Raw genomic sequence first — 17,132 nt, forward strand, 5'->3', positions numbered from 1 at the left:
GCGTCGATGCGCCGCGACAGGTCGCCCTCGGCGACCGCCGAGAGCAGGCTGCCGATCTCGCCCAGGCCGGCATCGGCGCTGGACATCAGCAGGTTGAGCGATTCGACCATCTCGCGATAGACGAAATCGAAGCGCTGCGCCTCGCCGCGCTGGCTGAAGTCGCCTGCGGCGGCGGCGGCGGACAGACGCTGGATCTCGGCGCTGATGGCGGCCAGGTTGGCCTTGGTCGCATCCATGGCCTCGGTCAGCACCGCCTTCTTGCCCGGCAGCCTGTCCATGTCGCGCGACAGGTCGCCCTTGGCGTACTCCTGCGCCAGGGCCACCAGTTTCATCTTCACCGAGATGTGCGACGCCACCAGCGCGTTGACCTGGCCGGCCATCTCGCCGAAGGCACCCTTGAAATCCTCAGCGGCGATGCGGTGGTCGATGTCGCCGGCATCGTGCGCTTCGTGCATGCCGCGCTGCGCGGCCACGAAGCCCTTCAGCGTCGCGACCATGTCGCGCATCGACGAAGCGAGCGCGCCCACTTCGCTGCGCTCGACCACGGTGATGGGGCGATCGAGGTCGCCGCGGGCCACCGCGTCGGCGGCGCCCATCACCTCGGACAGCGGACGCACGATCGAGCGCGTGATCAGCAGCGCAGCGGCGATCGCCAGGGCCAGCGCCAGCGCCAGCAGGATGCTGATGGCGGCGATGTTGGCGGCGTACTCGGCCTCTTCGGCGGCCACCGCGGCGTCCAGCGCCTTCTGGGTGTCGTCCAGCAGGGCGCCCACGGCATCGGCGGCGGCCTGGCGCAGGTCGCCGGCGGCGCCCGCGGGGCCGAGGTCGCCGACCTTCAATGCCTCGACCAGACGCACGCTGTTGGCGAAATACAGCGCGGACTTGGCCAGCACGTCGTCGTACGCCGCGCGCTGGCTGTCGCTGTCGACCCTGGCCGCGTACGATTCGGCCAGCGCGTCGTACTGCTCGCGCCCGGTCACCAGTTCGCTGCGGTACTCCTCCAGCTTGGCCGGATCGGCGGCGCTGCTGACCAGGCCGCGTTCGCTGACGCGGTACTCGGCCAGCGCGGTGGCCATCCTGCCCAGATCGCGGATCGCGGGCACGGAATGATGGGTCAGGTGCAGGACTTCCTCCTGCATCTTGCCCATGCGCTGCACCGCGAAGCCGCCGATGGCGACGATCAGCAGCGAAAGCACGGCAAAGCCGATGGCGAGACGCTTGCCGATGGAGAGTGACTTGAACATGTGCTTGATCCTGGTTCGATCGATGGACCGGACGCCAGGGGCGCACGGTGGTGGAATGAGGGCTTGCGGTGCGGGTTCGCGGACGACCTGCGCCCGATCCCGGTAACGGCGCGGGCGGCCCGATCTTGAGCGGGTTCGACGCCCGGCAGGCCCTGCCGGAGGCGTCGATGCGGATCAGAAATGGACCTGGGCGCGCAGGCCGAAGGCCTCGGGATCGCGCAGCACGCCGGCGCGGCGCGCATGCGCGAACACGTAGTTGGCCTGCAGCTTGAGGTTGCGGCCGAGGTACCAGTTCACGCCGACGGTCCAGTCGGACTGGCGGCCGCCGCGGATGGCGCCGTCGTCGAGGTCGAGCCGGCTGTAGCGCAGCAGCACTTCGAGCGCGGAGGTCTCTGCCGGCACCACGTTGGTGGTGTAACCGTTGTAGCCGCGCGACTCGCCGGTCACGACCCAGCTGCCGAACAGGTAGGCGCCGTCGCCGGAGACATCGGACAGGCCGCCGTCGCGGTCGGCGCGCACTTCGAGGACTTCGCCCTGCAGCGACCACGGACCGCGGATCCACAGGCCTTCCAGGCCGGTGCGGTGGATCGCGTCGACGCCGGCGAGGCTGCCGGTATCGACCAGGCGCACGTCGGTGAGCGCGACCTCAGGGCGCGCCCGCAGGCGCGTCGTGCCGCTGTCCGGCCGCTCGCGGCTGGCGGCGACGCCCAGGTGCAGCACGTCGCCCTTGGCGTTGCGCGGCACCCACGCCGCGCGCCCGGCGAGAGTACTGCCGGCATTGCCGCCCTCGAGGTCGTTGCCGTCGTACCAGGCGACGCTGGCCAGGTACGCCGGCCGCTGCAGCGACCACTCGGCGCCGACGCGGCGCCCCGCGTACGTCGCCTGCACCGGCAACGCCGGTTCCAGGAACGGTGCGGCGCGCGTGGCGTTGCCGGCGTCGAAGCCGACCGGGGTCTTGAACTGGCCGACGCGCAGCGCGCCGATGTCGCGGCCCAGCAGGCCCTTCGAATGCAGTTTCAGACTGACGTCCATCCACGTCTCGGACTCGAGGTCGCGCTGCACGGCCAGGTCGTAGAGGTCCTTGCGGCGCAGCGACACGCCGACTTCGCGGCGGCGGAAACGGCTGTCGTCGGCGAACGCGCTCGCGTCGATGCCCTGGCCGAGGTGGCCGAAGCCGTTGTGTTCGTAGGCCCAGTTGCCGCTGAAGGCGAATTCGCCCAGCGCGCCGGCCGGCGCCTTGAACGAGATGTCGTGCCAGTCGGCGGCATGGGCGCCTCCGGCGGCGGCGAGGGCGGATGCGAGGAACAGGATCTGGATGCGCACGTACGGCTCCTGCCCGGCGCACAGGCGCCCGGCGAGTGGTGGGTTGGCGCGGGTGCGCCGGAGGGGTCGGTGCGGCGGTCGCATCGCGACCGGCGCTTTCGGCGACGAGGTGCCGCCCTGCCACGTTGTCGGCCGTGGCGGGCGGAGCTTTAGGCGAGCGCCGGTGCGCGACGGGCCGCGCCGGCGCGCTCCGGCGCCGTCGGGTCCTGCTGCGCGCGCGTGCGCGCGCCGGGCGCGTCGTCCAGGCGGAAGCGCGCCGCCGCCGACGCCAGTCCGGTCGCCTGCTCCTGCAGGCTGCGCGCAGCCGCCGAGGCTTCCTCGACCAGGGCGGCGTTCTGCTGCGTGGCCTCGTCGAGCTGGGTCACCATGTGGTTGACCTGTTCGATGCCGGCGGACTGTTCGCGGGAGGCGGTGGTGATCTCGGACATGATGTCGGTGACGCGCCCGACCGCGGCGACCATCTCGGCCATGGTCCGGCCGGCCTGGTCGACGCGGCCCGCGCCCTGCTCGACCTTGGCCGCCGAGTCGGCGATCAGCGCCTTGATCTCGCGCGCGGCATCGGCCGAGCGCAGCGCGAGGTTGCGCACCTCGGCGGCGACGACCGCGAACCCGCGGCCTTCCTCGCCGGCGCGCGCGGCTTCCACCGCGGCGTTGAGCGCGAGGATGTTGGTCTGGAAGGCGATGCCGTCGATGACGCCGATGATGTCGGTGACCCGGCGCGAGGATTCGCTGATCGCGGCCATGGTCGCGACCACGTCGGCGACCACCTTGCCGCCGTCCCCGGCGATCTCGCCGGCGCCCACCGCCAGGCCGTTGGCGCGCAGCGCGTTCTCGGCGTTCTGGCGCACGGTCGCGGTCAGCTGTTCCATCGAGCTCGCGGTTTCCTGCAGGCTCGCCGCCTGCTGGCCGGTGCGGGTGGACAGGTCGGCATTGCCCGCGGCGATGCCCGCAGCGGCCTCGTCGATGGCGCGGGTGGCGCCCTGGATGTCGGCGACCAGGTGCGCGAGCTGGTCGACGGCGGCATTGGTGCTGGACTTCATCTCGCCGAACAGGCCGCCCATGTCGCTGGTGATGCGCGGGCGCAGGTCGCCATGCGAGAGCGCATCGAGCACGCCGGCGGTCTCGCGCAGGCTGCGCTCGGTGGCCTGCAGCAGGCGGCCCAGGCCGGTGCCGACCGCGTGCACGAAACCGGTGGCGCCGTGCAGGTCGAGGCGACGGCTGAAGTCGCCGTCCGCGGCGGCGGCGACCACCGACTCGACCTGGCGCTCGAGCGCCAGTTCCACGGTGCGGTCGCGCCATTCGGCGACGGTGCCCAGGCGCGCGCCATCGGCGCCCGACACCGGGGTGGCGGTGACGTCGAAGGTGCGGGCACCGAACGCGATCCGGTAGGGATGCGGCGCCGACAGCGTCGACAGGCGCCCGCGCTGCGCCTCGGGGTCGTGGTCGAGCGCGTGCAGCGGGCTGCCGTCGAGCGACGCCGCCGAGAACCCCGGGAGCACGCCGTGCAGGTCGGATTCGGCCGCCGCGAGCATGGCGCGCGCGGCCGGGTTGGCGTAGATGACCGCATGGTCGTGGTCGGCCACCAGCACGCTGGTCGAGGCCGCGTCGAGGGCGCTGCGCACGCGCGCCATCTGCGCCGCTTCGCGGCGACGGTCCTCGATCTCGAAACCCAGCCGGATCTGCATCGACTTCAGGCCCAGCAGCACGCGTCCGACCTCGTCGTCGCGGTCGATCGCGATGGCGTGGGCATACTCGCCGGTGGCGAAGTCGCGCAGGTGCGCGACCGCCGCATCGAGCCGTCCGACCACGTCGCACGAGAGCCACCAGGCGCAGTAGCCCGCCGCCGCGGTGGCGGCTGCCACGAGCGCGAACAAAATGGACAGCGGCGTGCCCGCCGATGCCAGCAGCACCAGCGCCGTCGCCAGTCCGCCGACGCCGACCGCGGCCAGCAGCAGGCGCTGGCGCAGCGACAGGCGCCACAGCGGATTGAGCGCGCGCAGGCGGTCGGGCGCGGCGAGCGCGCCGTGACGGATGCGCAGTGCGCTCGTACCTGCGCGCATCGCGGCGTAGTCGCGCTCGGCCGCGGCGATCTCGCTGCGGCCGGCCTTGCGCCGCACCGACATGTAGCCGACGTGGGTAGCGCCCTCGTGGTAGGGCGTGACGTGGGCCACCACCCAGTAGTGGTCGCCGTCCTTGCGCCGGTTCTTGACCATGCCCACCCACGGCCGGCCGGCCTTGAGCGTGCACCAGAAATCGGCGAACGCCTGCGGCGGCATGTCCGGGTGCCGGATCAGATTGTGCGGCTGGCCGATCAGCTCGGCTTCGGGATAGCCGCTGACGCGCACGAACTCCGGGTTCACGTACACGATCGTGCCGCGCAGGTCGGTGCGCGAGACCAGCAGGTCGTCGCCTTCCAGCACGAATTCGCGCTGGGTGACGGGGAGGTTGTTGCGCATGGCGGCGGATCCGGAAGTGCGGCGTCCGCGGCGCGGACGCGAAAATGCGGTCGGTCGGCTTCAGGCGGCCTGCGCGGCCACCAGTCCCATGTCCTCGTGGCCCATCAGGCGCTCGATGTCGAGCAGGATCAGCATGCGCTCGTCGAGCGTGCCGATGCCGGTCAGGAACTGGCGGTCGATGGTGGCGCCGATCTCCGGCACCGCGCGGATCTGTTCGCCGCCCAGCCGCACCACGTCGGACACGCTGTCGACCACCATGCCGACCACGCGGCCGCCGACGCTGAGCACGATCATCACGGTCAGCGCGTTGTACTCGGCCTTGGCAAGGCGGAACTTCAGCCGCATGTCGACGACCGGGACGATGATGCCGCGCAGGTTGATCACGCCCTTGATGTAGTCGGGCGCGTCCGGCAGGCGGGTCACCGCGTCGTAGCTGCGGATCTCCTGCACGCGCAGGATGTCGACGCCGTACTCCTCCTCGCCCAGGACGAAGGTCAGGAACTCGCCATTGCCGGCGTCGCCGGCGTGCTGGGTGCCGGCGGCACGGGGGGCGGCGACGGTTTCGTTCGGGTGGGACATGGAAGGCGGTCCTGTGGAGGCGGAAGGTCGGAACCGCTGCGGACCGGTCGGCGGCGCAGGCGGGTGCTTACTCCGTCCATGTCGGCCCGGCCCGCCGTTTCTTTAGCCCGGCCGGGCCCGGCCGCGGCATGCCGCCGGGGCTCAAGACGTGGCGGCGCGGGCCGTTACCCACGCGAACCCAACATGGATCGCCAGCATGTACCTGATCATCGGCGCCCTCGTGGTCATCGCGAGCGTGCTCGGCGGCTTCATGATGGTCGGCGGCAAGCTGCTGACGCTGTGGCACCTGAACGAGATCGTCGTGATCTGCGGTGCCGCCCTGGGCGCGTACGTCATCGCCACGCCGCCGAAGGTGATGAAGGCCGCGCTGCGCGGCACCCTCGGCCTGCTCAAGGGCCCCAGGTACCAGCGCGTCGACTACGTCGAGCTGCTGAAGCTGATCTACGAGCTGCTGCAGAAGATGCGGCGCGACGGGATGATGGCGATCGAGAACCACATCGAGAACCCGAATGACAGCGCGATCTTCCAGAAGTACCCGAAGATCCTCGCCGACCATCACATCCTCGACTTCATCACCGACTGCCTGCGGCTGATGGTCGGCGGCAACATGAACCCGCACGAGCTCGAATCGCTGCTCGAGTACGAGCTGGAGACCCACCACCACGAGGCCCTGGAACCGGCGTACTCGGTGCAGAAGGTGGCCGACGCGCTGCCGGGCTTCGGCATCGTCGCCGCGGTGCTGGGGATCATCAACACGATGTCGATCGTCGGCAGCGCGCCGCCGGCGGAGATCGGGCAGAAGGTGGCCTCGGCCCTGGTCGGCACCTTCCTCGGCATCTTCCTGGCGTACGGCTACGTCGGGCCGGTTTCCTCGGCGATGGAAAAGCGCGCGCAGGAGGAAGGCAAGGCGTTCGAGGTGGTGAAGATGGCGCTGGTGGCCTCGCTGCGCGGGTATGCGCCGGCGGTGGCGATCGAGTTCGCGCGCAAGCTGCTGTTCTCCGACGTGCGCCCGAGCTTCCAGGACCTGGAAGCCGACCTCAAGGCCGCGAAGGGCTGACGGAACACCGCCATGGCCGCCGCGCTGCAACCGATCATCATCGTCCGCAAGAAGAAGCGCGGTACGCACGCCCACCACGGCGGTGCCTGGAAGGTCGCGTACGCGGACTTCGTGACCGCGATGATGGCGTTCTTCATGGTGATGTGGCTGGTGGCCACGATGCCGCAGGAACAGCTCGGCGGCATCGCCGAGTACTTCAAGAACCCCAGCGCGGTCGAGGGCCGGGCCGCGAGCATGGCGCCCGGAAGCAACGGCCCCGGCGGCGCCGGCGACGCGCCGATCAGGATGTTCGACCACGTCCGCAAGCCGCCGCAGGCCGGCCCGAGCGGCGACCCCGCGGCCGCGCAGCGCGCGGGCGACGAGCTCGACCGCCGCAACCTCGAGGCGCTCAAGCGCGCGCTCGAGGAAGCCGTCGCCAGCAGCCAGGCGCTGGCACCGTTCAAGGACCAGTTGCTGATCGACATCACGCCCGAGGGCCTGCGCATCCAGATCGTCGACGCGCACAACCGGCCGATGTTCGACCTGGGCTCGCCGATGCTCAAGGACTACACCCGCGCCATCCTGTTCGAGCTGGCCGGCTACTTCAACCGGGTCGAGAACCGGGTGGCGATCTCCGGCCACACCGACACTGCGCCGTACTCGGGCAGGACCGGCTACAGCAACTGGGAACTCTCGGCCGAGCGCGCGAATGCCGCGCGGCGCGCACTGGTGGCCGGTGGGCTTGCGGAAGAGAAGCTCTCGCGCGTCGTCGGCCTGTCGTCCTCGGTGCCGTTCGACCGCACCGATCCGGGCAGCCCGGTGAACCGGCGGATCAGCATCGTGGTGCTGAACAGCGCGGCCGAGCGCAACGCCGCCGAAGTCCACGACGCGCGCTGAGCGCGTCGCCCGGACAAGGCCGAAGGCCGCATCCGGGACATCACGTGCGCCAACAGCCGCATCGACCGATGCGATGCGCCGGGTTGGAACGTGCATGGCAAGGACGGCGCGTCGCGGGTCTCGTGCGGAACGCCATGCCATGGGCGCCTCCCCGGGTGCGCTTCGCTTACCCGGGCTACGGGAGCGGTGGTACCGCGTTGCCACGTAGCTCGGATAAGGCCGAAGGCCGCATCCGGGGCCACACGCATCCACGATCGCATCGATGGACGAGGCGCGTGGCGGTCGGATCGAGCATGGCGAGGGGCTGGCGCCTCGTTTACATGGTCCGGAAGGGGCGCACGGTCTGATGAACGGGTTTCGATGCCGAACCCGTGCGGGAGCGGGGTCCCGGGTGCGCTTCGCTTACCCGGGCTACGATCTAGATCGTAGCCCGGGTAGCCCGGATAAGGCCGAAGGCCGCATCCGGGGCCACACGCATCCACGATCGCATCGATGGACGAGGCGCGTGGCGGTCGGATCGAGCATGGCGAGGGGGCTGGCGCCTCGTTTACATGGTCCGGAAGGGGCGCACGGTCTGATGAACGGGTTTCGATGCCGAACCCGTGCGGGAGCGAGGCCCCGGGTGCGCTTCGCTTACCCGGGCTACGGGAGCGGTGGTACCGCTTTGCCGCGTGGCCCTGATAAGGCCGGAGGCAGCATCCGGGGCGCGACGCGCGCGAACGGCCGCAACGGTGGACGGGATTCGTGGCCGTTCGATCGAGCATCGGCCCCGGGTGCGCTTCGCTTACCCGGGCTACGCGGCCGAAGGCGTCAGGCCGCGACGGGCAACGGCGCGGACTGGGCGAGGCCGCCGGCGTCGACGATCAGCGCTACGCGGCCGTCGCCGAGGATGGTGGCGCCGGAGACGCCGGCGACGCGCCGGTAGTTGCTCTCGAGGTTCTTGACCACGACCTGCTGCTGGCCGAGCAGTTCGTCGACCTCCAGGGCCAGGCGGCGGCCGTCGGCCTCCACCACCACCGCGATCCGCGGCGGGGCGTCGCCGCCCTGGTCGCGCGCGGCCGCGGGCAGGCCGTACTGGTCGGCGAGGTTGAGCAGCGGCAGGTAGTCCTCGCGCACGCGCAGCACGCGGGTCTCGCCCGCGATGGTGCGTACGTCGGCGGCGGTGGGCAGCAGCGACTCGACCACCATGCCCAGCGGCACGATGAACACTTCGTCGCCGACCGCGACCGACATGCCGTCGACGATGGCCATGGTCAGCGGCAGGCGGATCGCCACGGTCGTGCCCTCGCCGGTACGACTGCGGATCTCGACCTGGCCGCCGAGGGCGGCGATGTTCTTCTTGACCACGTCCATGCCGACGCCGCGGCCGGACAGGTCGGTGAGCTTGTCGACGGTCGAGAACCCCGGTGCGAACACCAGGTCCCAGACCTGGGCGTCGGTCGGGTTGTCCGGCATCGCGATGCCGCGCTCGGCGGCCTTGCGCAGGATCCGGTCGCGGTCGAGGCCGCGGCCGTCGTCGCCGATCTCGATGACGATGTTGGCGCCCTGGTGGGCGGCGCTGAGCGTCACCGTGCCGGTCTCGTCCTTGCCCGCGGCACGCCGGTCGGCCGGCAGTTCCAGGCCGTGGTCGATGGCGTTGCGCACCAGGTGCACCAGCGGGTCGACGATCTTCTCGATCACGCCCTTGTCGAGCTCGGTGGCCTCGCCATGCGTGCGCAGGTTCACCTTCTTGTCGAGCCGCGTCGCCAGGTCGCGGACCATGCGCGGGAAGCGGCTGAAGGCGAAGTCGACCGGCAGCATGCGCACGCCCATGACCGATTCCTGCAGGTCGCGGGTGTTGCGCTCGAGCTGCACCAGGCCGGACATCAGCGCCTCGTTGGCGACCGGGTCGAGGTGTTCGGAACGCTGGCGCAGCATCGCCTGGGTGATCACCAGTTCGCCGACCAGGTTGATCAGCGCGTCGACCTTGGACACGGCGACGCGGATCGAGTTGTCGTTGTCGCTGCTGCGGCGTCCGGCGGGCACCGCGACCTCGGCCGCGGGTGCCGCTTTCGCAGGGCCCGTATCGGCCGCCGCGGTGGTCGTGGCGGAGGCGGCCGCGATGTCGAGTTCGCAGTCGTCGGCCACCCAGGCGAAGGCCTCGTCGATCGCCGCGCGCGGCACGCTGACCGGCAGGGTCAGGTTCCAGGCCAGGTAGGCCTCGAACGGGTCCATCTCGGCGAACGCGGGCAGTCGCGCATCGAGGCACTCGACGCCGAGTTCGCCGTGGCTGGCGAGTTCGCGCAGGATCCGCAGCGGGTCGTTGCCGCTGAGGAACAGCGAGGGCGCCGGGGTGAAGCCGATGCGCCAGTCGCCGCCGTCAGGCGCCGCGACGGCGCTGGTGGCGGTGGCCGTCGCGGACGGGGCGTCGCCGGCGAGCAGGGCATCGAGGCCCGTGCGCGCGGCGGCCAGCGCCGCGGCGTCGATCGCGCTGCCGTGTTCGCAGGCGCCGAGCAGGCTGCGCAGCACGTCCACCGACGCGAGCAGGGCGCCGATCGCGGCCGGGTCGAGCACGCGGCGTCCGGCACGGGCCTCGTCGAGCAGCGTTTCCAGCAGGTGGGTCAGGTCGGTGACGCTGGAGAAGCCGAACGTCGCCGCGCCGCCCTTGATCGAGTGCGCCGCGCGGAAGATGACGTTGATGGTTTCCGGATCCGCGCCTGCGCCGCCCGACTCGAGCGAGAGCAGGCCGCTCTCCATCGCATCGAGGCCTTCGCGGCTTTCCTCGAAGAACGCGGCGTGGAAGCGGGTGATGTCCATCTCAGGCGAGGACCTTGCGCAGCGTGGCGACCAGTTGTTCGGGATCGAACGGCTTGACCAGCCAGCCGGTGGCGCCGGCGGCCTTGCCTTCCATCTTCTTGTCGCCGCCGGACTCGGTGGTGAGCATCAGCAGCGGGGTGAAGCGGTAGGAGGAAAGCTGACGCAGTTCGCGGATCAGCGAGATCCCGTCCATGCGCGGCATGTTGACGTCGGTGACCACGGCATCGAACGAGCGCGTGCGCGCGATGTCGAGCGCGGCCTGGCCGTCCTCGGCTTCGCACACCTCGTAGCCGCCGGAGGTCAGGGCGAAGGCGACCATCTGGCGCATCGAGGTCGAATCGTCGACCACGAGCAGTTGCTTGGCGCTCATGCCGTTGCTCCGTTGGCTGCGGTGGGAAGGGTGGTGTGTTCGGGCTGCATGTCGGCTGGGTCCGTGCCGTCGACGCCGAGGCTGACGGCCAGCGCGAGCTGGCGCGCGGCCGCGGCCAGTGTCGGCGACGCCTGGGTGATGGTGGTGGTCTGGCCGCGCGCGGCGCGGTCGCGGACGAAGGCGTGCAGAAGTTGCAGTCCGGCGGCGTGCACGCGTTCGACGCGGTCGCCGGCGAGCTGCAGAGGCGCGTCGTCCTCGAGATGCGGTTGCAGGGCCGCCTGCAATTCGGCGACGCGTTCGATCCCGAGGTCGGTTTGGAGCGTCAGATGGTTCATGGACTTTGCCACGTCGATGCGGTCGTGAGGGTTAACGGCGTGGGCGGGCGCGACTTGAGCGTGCCGCGCATCAACCGTAGAGCGCGTAGGCGTCGAACAGCACCGTCGGGCAGGCGCCGACGCGGGCGACCCCGAGCACGACGCCCGGTGCGTTGCCCGGCAGCGGCGGCTCGATGCGGTCGCGGCCGAGCGTCACCACGTCCTCGACCGCGCTGACCAGGACCCCGATCAGCTCGTCGTCGCGTTCGATCACCACGATCCGGCTCTGCTCGCCGACGTCCACTTGCCCGGCGTGCAGCCACAGGCCGAGGTCGAACACCGGCACGATGCGGCCACGCAGGTTCATCACCCCGAGCACCGCCCGGGTGGCGCCGCGCATCGGTACGATCGGGACGACGCGCACCACCTCCTGCACGCGCAGCAGTTCCAGCGCATAGCTGTCGCTGCCGACGACCACCCGCAACCAGCGCGAGGCGGCGGCGATGGTGATCGGGCCGGGCTGGACGCCGGTCGCCGCGGCCGCGGCCGGCTTCGTCGCGGCCGGCTTCGTCGCGGCGGCGACGGGTGCGGGCGCCTGCGCCGCCGCTGCGGGCGCGGCCACCGGCGGCGGCGCCGCCACGCGGGGGCGATCGGCGACGGGCGCCGAGTCGTCGAGGAGGGCGTCCAGGTAGTCGATCACGTCGGTGGCACCGTTGTGGGTCATGCCGCCTGCCTCTGCGGCGCCTGCGCCTGCGCCAGCAGCCAGTCGAGCGCGCGTGCATAGGCGTCCGCGCCGCGGCCCCCGCATCCGGCTTCATTGGTGAGGGCCTGCGCATCGCGCAGGCGGGTATCCATCGGCACCGCGTCCGGCCACACGCGGCCTTCGTACTGCGCGTGCAGCCGCTCCAGGCTCTGCACGCCCGAACGCGTGCGCCGGTCGAACAGAGTCGGCAGCACGTGCTGCGGCAACGGACGCCGACGCGAACGTTCGACCATCTCGGCGGTGCGCAGCATGTCGGCCAGGCCGTGCAGCGCCAGCGGGTCGGTCTGGGTAGGCACGACCAGCCGGTCGGCCGCGGCCAGGGCGTTGACCATCAACAGGCCCAGGGTCGGTGGGCAGTCGAGCAGCACGTGGTCGTAGCTGGCGTGCGCGGCATGCAGCGCACGACCCAGCGCCAGGCCGAGGCCCGGCTGGGTCGAACCGCGCCGCTCCAGCGTGGCCAGCGCCGGCTGCGCGGCGACCAGCTGCAGGCCGGGGATGTCGGTGGGTCGCGCCAGGGTGGCGAGCGTGGCGCCGGCGCCGGTGAACAGGTCGTGGGTGCCGGCTGGCGGTGGATCGGTCGGTACCGCGAATGCACGGGTCAGCGAGGCATGCGGATCGAGATCGACCAGCAGCACGCGCCCGCCGCCCTGCGCCAGCCCGCGCGCGAGGCACAGGCTGGTGGTGGTCTTGCCGACGCCACCCTTCTGGTTCGCGATCGCCCAGACCTGCATGTCAGTCCGCCCCGGCGTGGCTGGTGGGCGGCGCGAACGCCGCGATCGGCGCGCGCGGCGCCGTGACCCGCGGTTCGCCCGTGGTCGGGTCGAGCGCGCTGGCGGGGAGCGGGTCGGCAGCGATCTCCGGCCCCTCGGGCACCGCGTCGACGCCCTGGGGCGCGGCGAGGATCACCAGCAGCACGCGCCGGTTGGCATTGCGCCCCTCGGCCGTGGCGTTGTCGGCCACCGGCTGGTGCTCGCCGTAGCCGACCACGGCCAGGCGGCCGGGGTCGACGCCTTCCCCGGCGAGCACATGGACCACGCTGGCCGCGCGCGCGGCCGACAGTTCCCAGTTGGACGGGAACGCCGCGGTGTGGATCGGCAGGTCGTCGGTGTAGCCCTCGACGCGGACCGCGTTGGGCGCTTCGCGCAGTACCGCGCCGAGCTTGCGCACGGTGGCGGTCGCCACCGGGCTGGGCTCGGCGACGCCGCTGGCGAACAGGATGTCGCTCTGGATCTCCACTTCGAGGAAGGTCCGGCCGCGGCGCACTGTGACCAGTTCCTGGCGCACCAGTTCGGCCAGCGCGTGCTGGATGCGCCGCCCCAGCGAGGTGAGCTGGGATTCGCCGCGCAGGCTGGCGTCCATCGCCGCCGCCGCCGCCCGCTGCTGTTCCGGGGTCCGCCCGCCCGCGCCCGAGGCGCCGGTGGGCATGTCCAGCATCTGGCGGACGCGCACGTTGCTCACCGGGCTGGTCGCGGTCGGGCCGGTCCTGGCGCCCGGCGTCATCAGCGACGGCCGGTCGAAGGAGGATCCGCGCAGCTGGGTCTCGCCCAGTTGGATCGGGGTGATCGACCGCGGCGGACCGCCGAAGGCCGACGACAGCGCGTCGGACACCGCGCGGTACTTGCCCTCGTTCACCGACGAGATCGCATACATCACCACGAAGAAGGCGAGCAGCAGGGTCACCAGGTCGCCGTAGGGCACGGCCCAGGCCTCGTGGTTCTGGTGCTCTTCGTGCTGGTGCCGGCGCGCCATGGCGGTCAGTGCACGTAGCCGTTGAGCCGCGCTTCGATGTTGCGCGGGTTCTCGCCCTGGGCGATCGCGATCAGGCCCTCGACGATCATCTCGCGCTCCAGCGTCTGCGCATTGACCAGGGTCTTGAGCTTGTTGCCCATCGGCAGCAGCGCGAGGTTGGCGGCGCCGATGCCGTAGATCGTCGCGGTGAACGCGGCGGCGATGCCGTGGCCGAGCTTGCTCGGGTCGGCGAGGTTCTTCATGACCGCCATCAGCCCGAGCACCGCGCCGATGATGCCGAGCGTCGGCGCGTAGATGCCCATGCCCTCGAACACCTTGGCGGCGGCCAGGTCGCGCGCGCTCTGCCCGTGCAGTTCGATCTCCAGCATCTGCCGGATCGACTCGGGTTCGACGCCGTCGACCACCATCTGCAGGCCCTTGCCCAGGAACGGGTCGGACTGCGCGGCCACCTGCGACTCCAGCCCCAGCAGGCCCTGCTTGCGTGCGGTGGTCGACCACTCCACGATCTGCGCGATCACCGCGGCATGGTCGTGCGCCGGCGGCTTGAACACCCAGGCGACCATCTTCAGCGCGCGCATGAAGGTGGGCATCGACGTCTGCAGCAGGATCGCCGCGATGGTGCCGACGATCACGATCACGAACGCCGCGGGCGACCACAGGCCGGCGAGGCCGGCGCCCTTGAGCACGCTGCCGCCGACCAGGGCAGCGATCGCGAGCACGGCGCCGATGACACTGAGTCTGTCCATGGCCTGTCTTAACGGTTCCCGCCGGGTTTACTTGAACGCGCCGGGCGCGCGCATGCCGGTTCCGAGCAGTGCGTCAACATCCAGGATCAGGGCCATGCGGCCGTCGCCGATCAGGCTGGCGCCGGCATAGCCGGGCAGGCCGCGCAGGGTCGGCGGCAACGCCTTGATCACCACCTCCTCGCGCCCGCGCACCCGGTCCACGGCCAGGCAGTAGCGCTGGTCGCCCGACTGCAGCACCACGCAGGTCGATTCGGGCAGCGGCGCCGGCGCCATCCCCAGCCATTCGCGCAGGCCCAGCAGCGGCAACGGCTGCTGCCGCAGGTCGAGCACGCGCTGGCCGTCGATCCACAACGCCTTGCCCGGATCGTGCGAGAGCACCTCGACCACCCGCACCAGCGGCAGCGCGTAGACGTCGCCGGCCACCTCGACCAGCAGGGTCGGCAGGATCGCGAGCGTCAGCGGCACCCGGATCGCGAAGCGCGAACCGGCACCGATCTCGGAATGGATCTGCACGCTGCCGGAGAGCTCGCGGATGCGCGACTGCACCACGTCCATGCCGACGCCGCGGCCGGACAGGTCGCTGACCTCGTCGCGGGTGGAGAAGCCGGGCAGGAACAGCAGTTGCAGGCATTCGTCGGCGGACAGGCGCGCGGCGACGTCGTCTTCCACCAGGCGCTTCTCGACCGCGAGCCGGCGGATCTTGTCCGGATCGATGCCGGCGCCGTCGTCGCGCACCTCGATGGCGACATGGTCGCCTTCCTGCTGCGCGCTCAGGCGCACCTGGCCCTGCTCGGGCTTGCCGGCGCGCCGGCGCACTTCGGGCATCTCGATGCCGTGGTCGATGGCATTGCGCACCAGGTGCACCAGCGGATCGGCAAGCGCCTCGACCAGGTTGCGGTCGAGTTCGGTCTCGGCGCCCGACACTTCCAGCTGCACCTGCTTCTGCAACTGCCGGGCGACGTCGCGCGCCAGTTTCGGGAACCGCGCGAACACGCGCCCGACCGGCTGCATGCGCGCGGTCATCACCGCGCCCTGCAGCCGCGAGGTGGCGACGTCGAGCGAGGCCACCGCGCGGTCGAGGTCGTCGTCGCGCAGGCGCGGGCGGATGGTCTTCAGTCGGTTGCGCGCGAGGACCAGTTCGCCCACCAAGTTGACCATGGCATCGAGCCGGCGCACGTCCACGCGCACGGTGACGTCGGCGGCGTCGTGCGCGGCGGGCGTGGTCGCTGGCGCGCGCGCTGCGGGTGCGGCCGGAGCGGGCTGCTGCGGTGCGGGTGCGGGTGCGGGGGCAGGCGGCGCGGCCTCGCCGGGCACGCCGCCGGCGCCGTGCAGGCTGTCGAGCAGGGCCTCGAAGTCGAGGTCGTCGACGGAATCGTCGGAAGGCGCCGGCGCAGCCGCGGCGGCGACCGGCGCCGGCACGGGCGCGGCGCCGACGGTCGCGCCGTCGCGCAGGGCGGCCAGCAGCGCCTCGGGCGCGGGCGTCGGCTCGACGCCGCCGGAGATGCAGCCGAGCATGTCCACCAGCAGGTCGATGCCCTGCTGCACGCCGTCGAACGCCGTGGCGTCCAGCGGCGCGCTGCCGTCGCGCGCGGCGTTGAGGCGGTCCTCGACCGCATGGCACACCGAGACCATCGTGGTGAAGTCGAGGAACCCCGCGCCGCCCTTGATGGTGTGGAAGCCGCGGAACACCGCATTCAGGCATTCGCGGTCGGCGGGCGCGCGTTCGAGCGCCACCATCTGCTCGCCGAGCTGGTCGAGGATCTCGCCGACCTCGACCAGGAAGTCGGCGCAGATGTCGGAGGCGACGGACGACATGACCCTACAGGCCCAGCGACGAGAGCAGGTGGTTGGCGTCGTCCTGGGTCGCGGCCGGCGCGTCCAGCCCCTGGATCGAGGGGCCATGGCCGTGGCTGGAGAGCTGCAGCGGGCGGTCGGCGCCGGGCGCGTACTCGCCCAGCCCCTCGTGCACGGTACGCACCAGTTCCACCACGCGGCGGATGATCTGGCCGGTGAGGTCCTGGTAGCCCTGGGCCGCGGTCATCTCCGACAGCCGCGCGCGCACCGCCGAGACCGTGGCCGTTTCGGCATCGGCATCGGGGGTGGGCAGGGTGCCGAGCAGTATCCGGCACTCCTCGATCAGGTCCAGGGTATGGTGGCTGGCCTCTTCGCTGACCTTGACCACGTGCTCCAGCCGCAGGCAGGCCTCGGGCAGCGAACCGCCGCCGGCGCCGGTGCCGAGCGTCTGCTCGAGCTCGCGCGCGAGCTTCACCAGCCCCTGCACCAGTGGCTGGGTGCGCCACTGGATCAGCTCGTCGACGTTGCTGCGCCAGGCCTGCTCGTCCTGCTGCTCGAGCGCCGCCAGGGCGGCGTGCAGGCATTCGATCAGCGCATTGCGCTCGTCGAGCGCACCGGCGCCCGGCGCGATCGCGGCGGGCGCCGCGCTCACGCCGCGGCCCCGAGGCGCTCGAACACCTTGCCGAGCTTGTCGCCGAGGGTGGCGGCGGTGAACGGCTTGATCACGTAGCCGTTCACGCCGGCCTGCGCGGCCTCGATGATCTGCTCGCGCTTGGCTTCGGCGGTCACCAGCAGCACCGGCGTCTTCGCCAGCGCGGCGTCGGCGCGGATCGCCTTGAGCAGGTCGATGCCTGGCATGCCGGGCATGTTCCAGTCGGTGATCACCAGGTCGAACGGACCCTTGCGCAGCTCGATCAGCGCCGTGCTGCCGTCGTCGGCCTCGGTGGTGTTGAAGAAGCCCAGGTCGTTGAGCAGGTTCTTGACGATGCGACGCATGGTCGAGAAGTCGTCGACGATCAGGATGCGGATGTTCTTGTCCATGCGGACCTCGTGGTTGCGTGTGTG

General features: G+C 71.6%; 16 protein-coding genes. 2 read left to right on the top strand and 14 right to left on the bottom strand.

The annotated features are described in order from the left end of the window. From JMO03_RS11725 to JMO03_RS11740, 4 genes are all read right to left on the bottom strand, one after another. Positions 1–1,244 (bottom strand): HAMP domain-containing protein (locus JMO03_RS11725; RefSeq protein WP_202843530.1); only part of this gene is annotated, 1,244 nt, incomplete at its 3' end. A 174-nt stretch (positions 1,245–1,418) separates the two neighbouring features. Continuing rightward, positions 1,419–2,567, bottom strand: a complete 1,149-nt coding sequence (locus tag JMO03_RS11730; protein ID WP_337926409.1) for an OprO/OprP family phosphate-selective porin — start codon at positions 2,565–2,567, stop codon at positions 1,419–1,421. Positions 2,568–2,716: 149 nt separating this feature from the next. Beyond that, complete coding sequence (locus JMO03_RS21375) at positions 2,717–5,023, bottom strand: methyl-accepting chemotaxis protein (protein WP_202843534.1); 2,307 nt, start codon at positions 5,021–5,023, stop codon at positions 2,717–2,719. Between the two features lie 60 nt (positions 5,024–5,083). Further along, the gene (locus JMO03_RS11740; RefSeq protein ID WP_202843536.1) at positions 5,084–5,602 is read right to left on the bottom strand and encodes a chemotaxis protein CheW; all 519 of its coding nucleotides are present in this window, start codon (positions 5,600–5,602) and stop codon (positions 5,084–5,086) included. A gap of 196 nt (positions 5,603–5,798) precedes the next feature. Between JMO03_RS11740 and motA the strand changes: the two genes are divergently transcribed. Next, positions 5,799–6,659, top strand: coding sequence for a flagellar motor stator protein MotA (motA, locus tag JMO03_RS11745; protein WP_202843537.1), 861 nt, complete (start codon positions 5,799–5,801; stop codon positions 6,657–6,659). A 12-nt stretch (positions 6,660–6,671) separates the two neighbouring features. Further along, on the top strand, positions 6,672–7,535 hold the full coding sequence (gene motB / locus JMO03_RS11750) for a flagellar motor protein MotB (RefSeq protein ID WP_202843539.1): 864 nt from the start codon (positions 6,672–6,674) through the stop codon (positions 7,533–7,535). An 810-nt stretch (positions 7,536–8,345) separates the two neighbouring features. Here motB and JMO03_RS11755 read toward each other — a convergent pair. The 10 genes from JMO03_RS11755 to cheY form a co-directional block, all read right to left on the bottom strand. After that, positions 8,346–10,331 (bottom strand): chemotaxis protein CheA, encoded by a 1,986-nt coding sequence (locus tag JMO03_RS11755; RefSeq protein ID WP_202843541.1) that lies wholly within the window; start codon positions 10,329–10,331, stop codon positions 8,346–8,348. A 1-nt stretch (position 10,332) separates the two neighbouring features. Continuing rightward, complete coding sequence (locus tag JMO03_RS11760) at positions 10,333–10,701, bottom strand: response regulator (RefSeq protein ID WP_202843543.1); 369 nt, start codon at positions 10,699–10,701, stop codon at positions 10,333–10,335. Continuing rightward, positions 10,698–11,036 (bottom strand): STAS domain-containing protein, encoded by a 339-nt coding sequence (locus JMO03_RS11765; protein ID WP_202843545.1) that lies wholly within the window; start codon positions 11,034–11,036, stop codon positions 10,698–10,700. The genes JMO03_RS11760 and JMO03_RS11765 overlap by 4 nt, the downstream gene beginning before the upstream one ends. Before the next feature lie 70 nt (positions 11,037–11,106). After that, on the bottom strand, positions 11,107–11,739 hold the full coding sequence (locus JMO03_RS11770; protein ID WP_202843547.1) for a chemotaxis protein CheW: 633 nt from the start codon (positions 11,737–11,739) through the stop codon (positions 11,107–11,109). Continuing rightward, positions 11,736–12,509: a ParA family protein gene (locus tag JMO03_RS11775; RefSeq protein ID WP_202843549.1), complete on the bottom strand. Its 774-nt coding sequence runs from the start codon at positions 12,507–12,509 to the stop codon at positions 11,736–11,738. The genes JMO03_RS11770 and JMO03_RS11775 overlap by 4 nt, the downstream gene beginning before the upstream one ends. A gap of 1 nt (position 12,510) precedes the next feature. Beyond that, a complete protein-coding gene (gene motD, locus JMO03_RS11780; protein WP_202843551.1) occupies positions 12,511–13,527 on the bottom strand; it encodes a flagellar motor protein MotD in 1,017 nt (338 codons plus the stop codon). A gap of 5 nt (positions 13,528–13,532) precedes the next feature. Beyond that, positions 13,533–14,273, bottom strand: a complete 741-nt coding sequence (locus tag JMO03_RS11785; protein ID WP_202843552.1) for a flagellar motor protein — start codon at positions 14,271–14,273, stop codon at positions 13,533–13,535. A 27-nt stretch (positions 14,274–14,300) separates the two neighbouring features. Continuing rightward, positions 14,301–16,088, bottom strand: a complete 1,788-nt coding sequence (locus JMO03_RS11790) for a chemotaxis protein CheA (protein ID WP_202843553.1) — start codon at positions 16,086–16,088, stop codon at positions 14,301–14,303. Between the two features lie 4 nt (positions 16,089–16,092). Next, positions 16,093–16,719, bottom strand: a complete 627-nt coding sequence (locus JMO03_RS11795; protein ID WP_337926410.1) for a protein phosphatase CheZ — start codon at positions 16,717–16,719, stop codon at positions 16,093–16,095. Next, entirely contained in the window at positions 16,716–17,108 is a 393-nt protein-coding gene (gene cheY, locus JMO03_RS11800) for a chemotaxis response regulator CheY (protein ID WP_149102873.1), read from the bottom strand. Before cheY ends, JMO03_RS11795 begins: the two co-directional genes overlap by 4 nt. Positions 17,109–17,132: the final 24 nt, after the last annotated feature.

The organism is Luteimonas saliphila, assembly GCF_016774335.1.
In the GTDB taxonomy this organism is placed as follows: Bacteria; Pseudomonadota; Gammaproteobacteria; order Xanthomonadales; family Xanthomonadaceae; genus Luteimonas; species Luteimonas saliphila.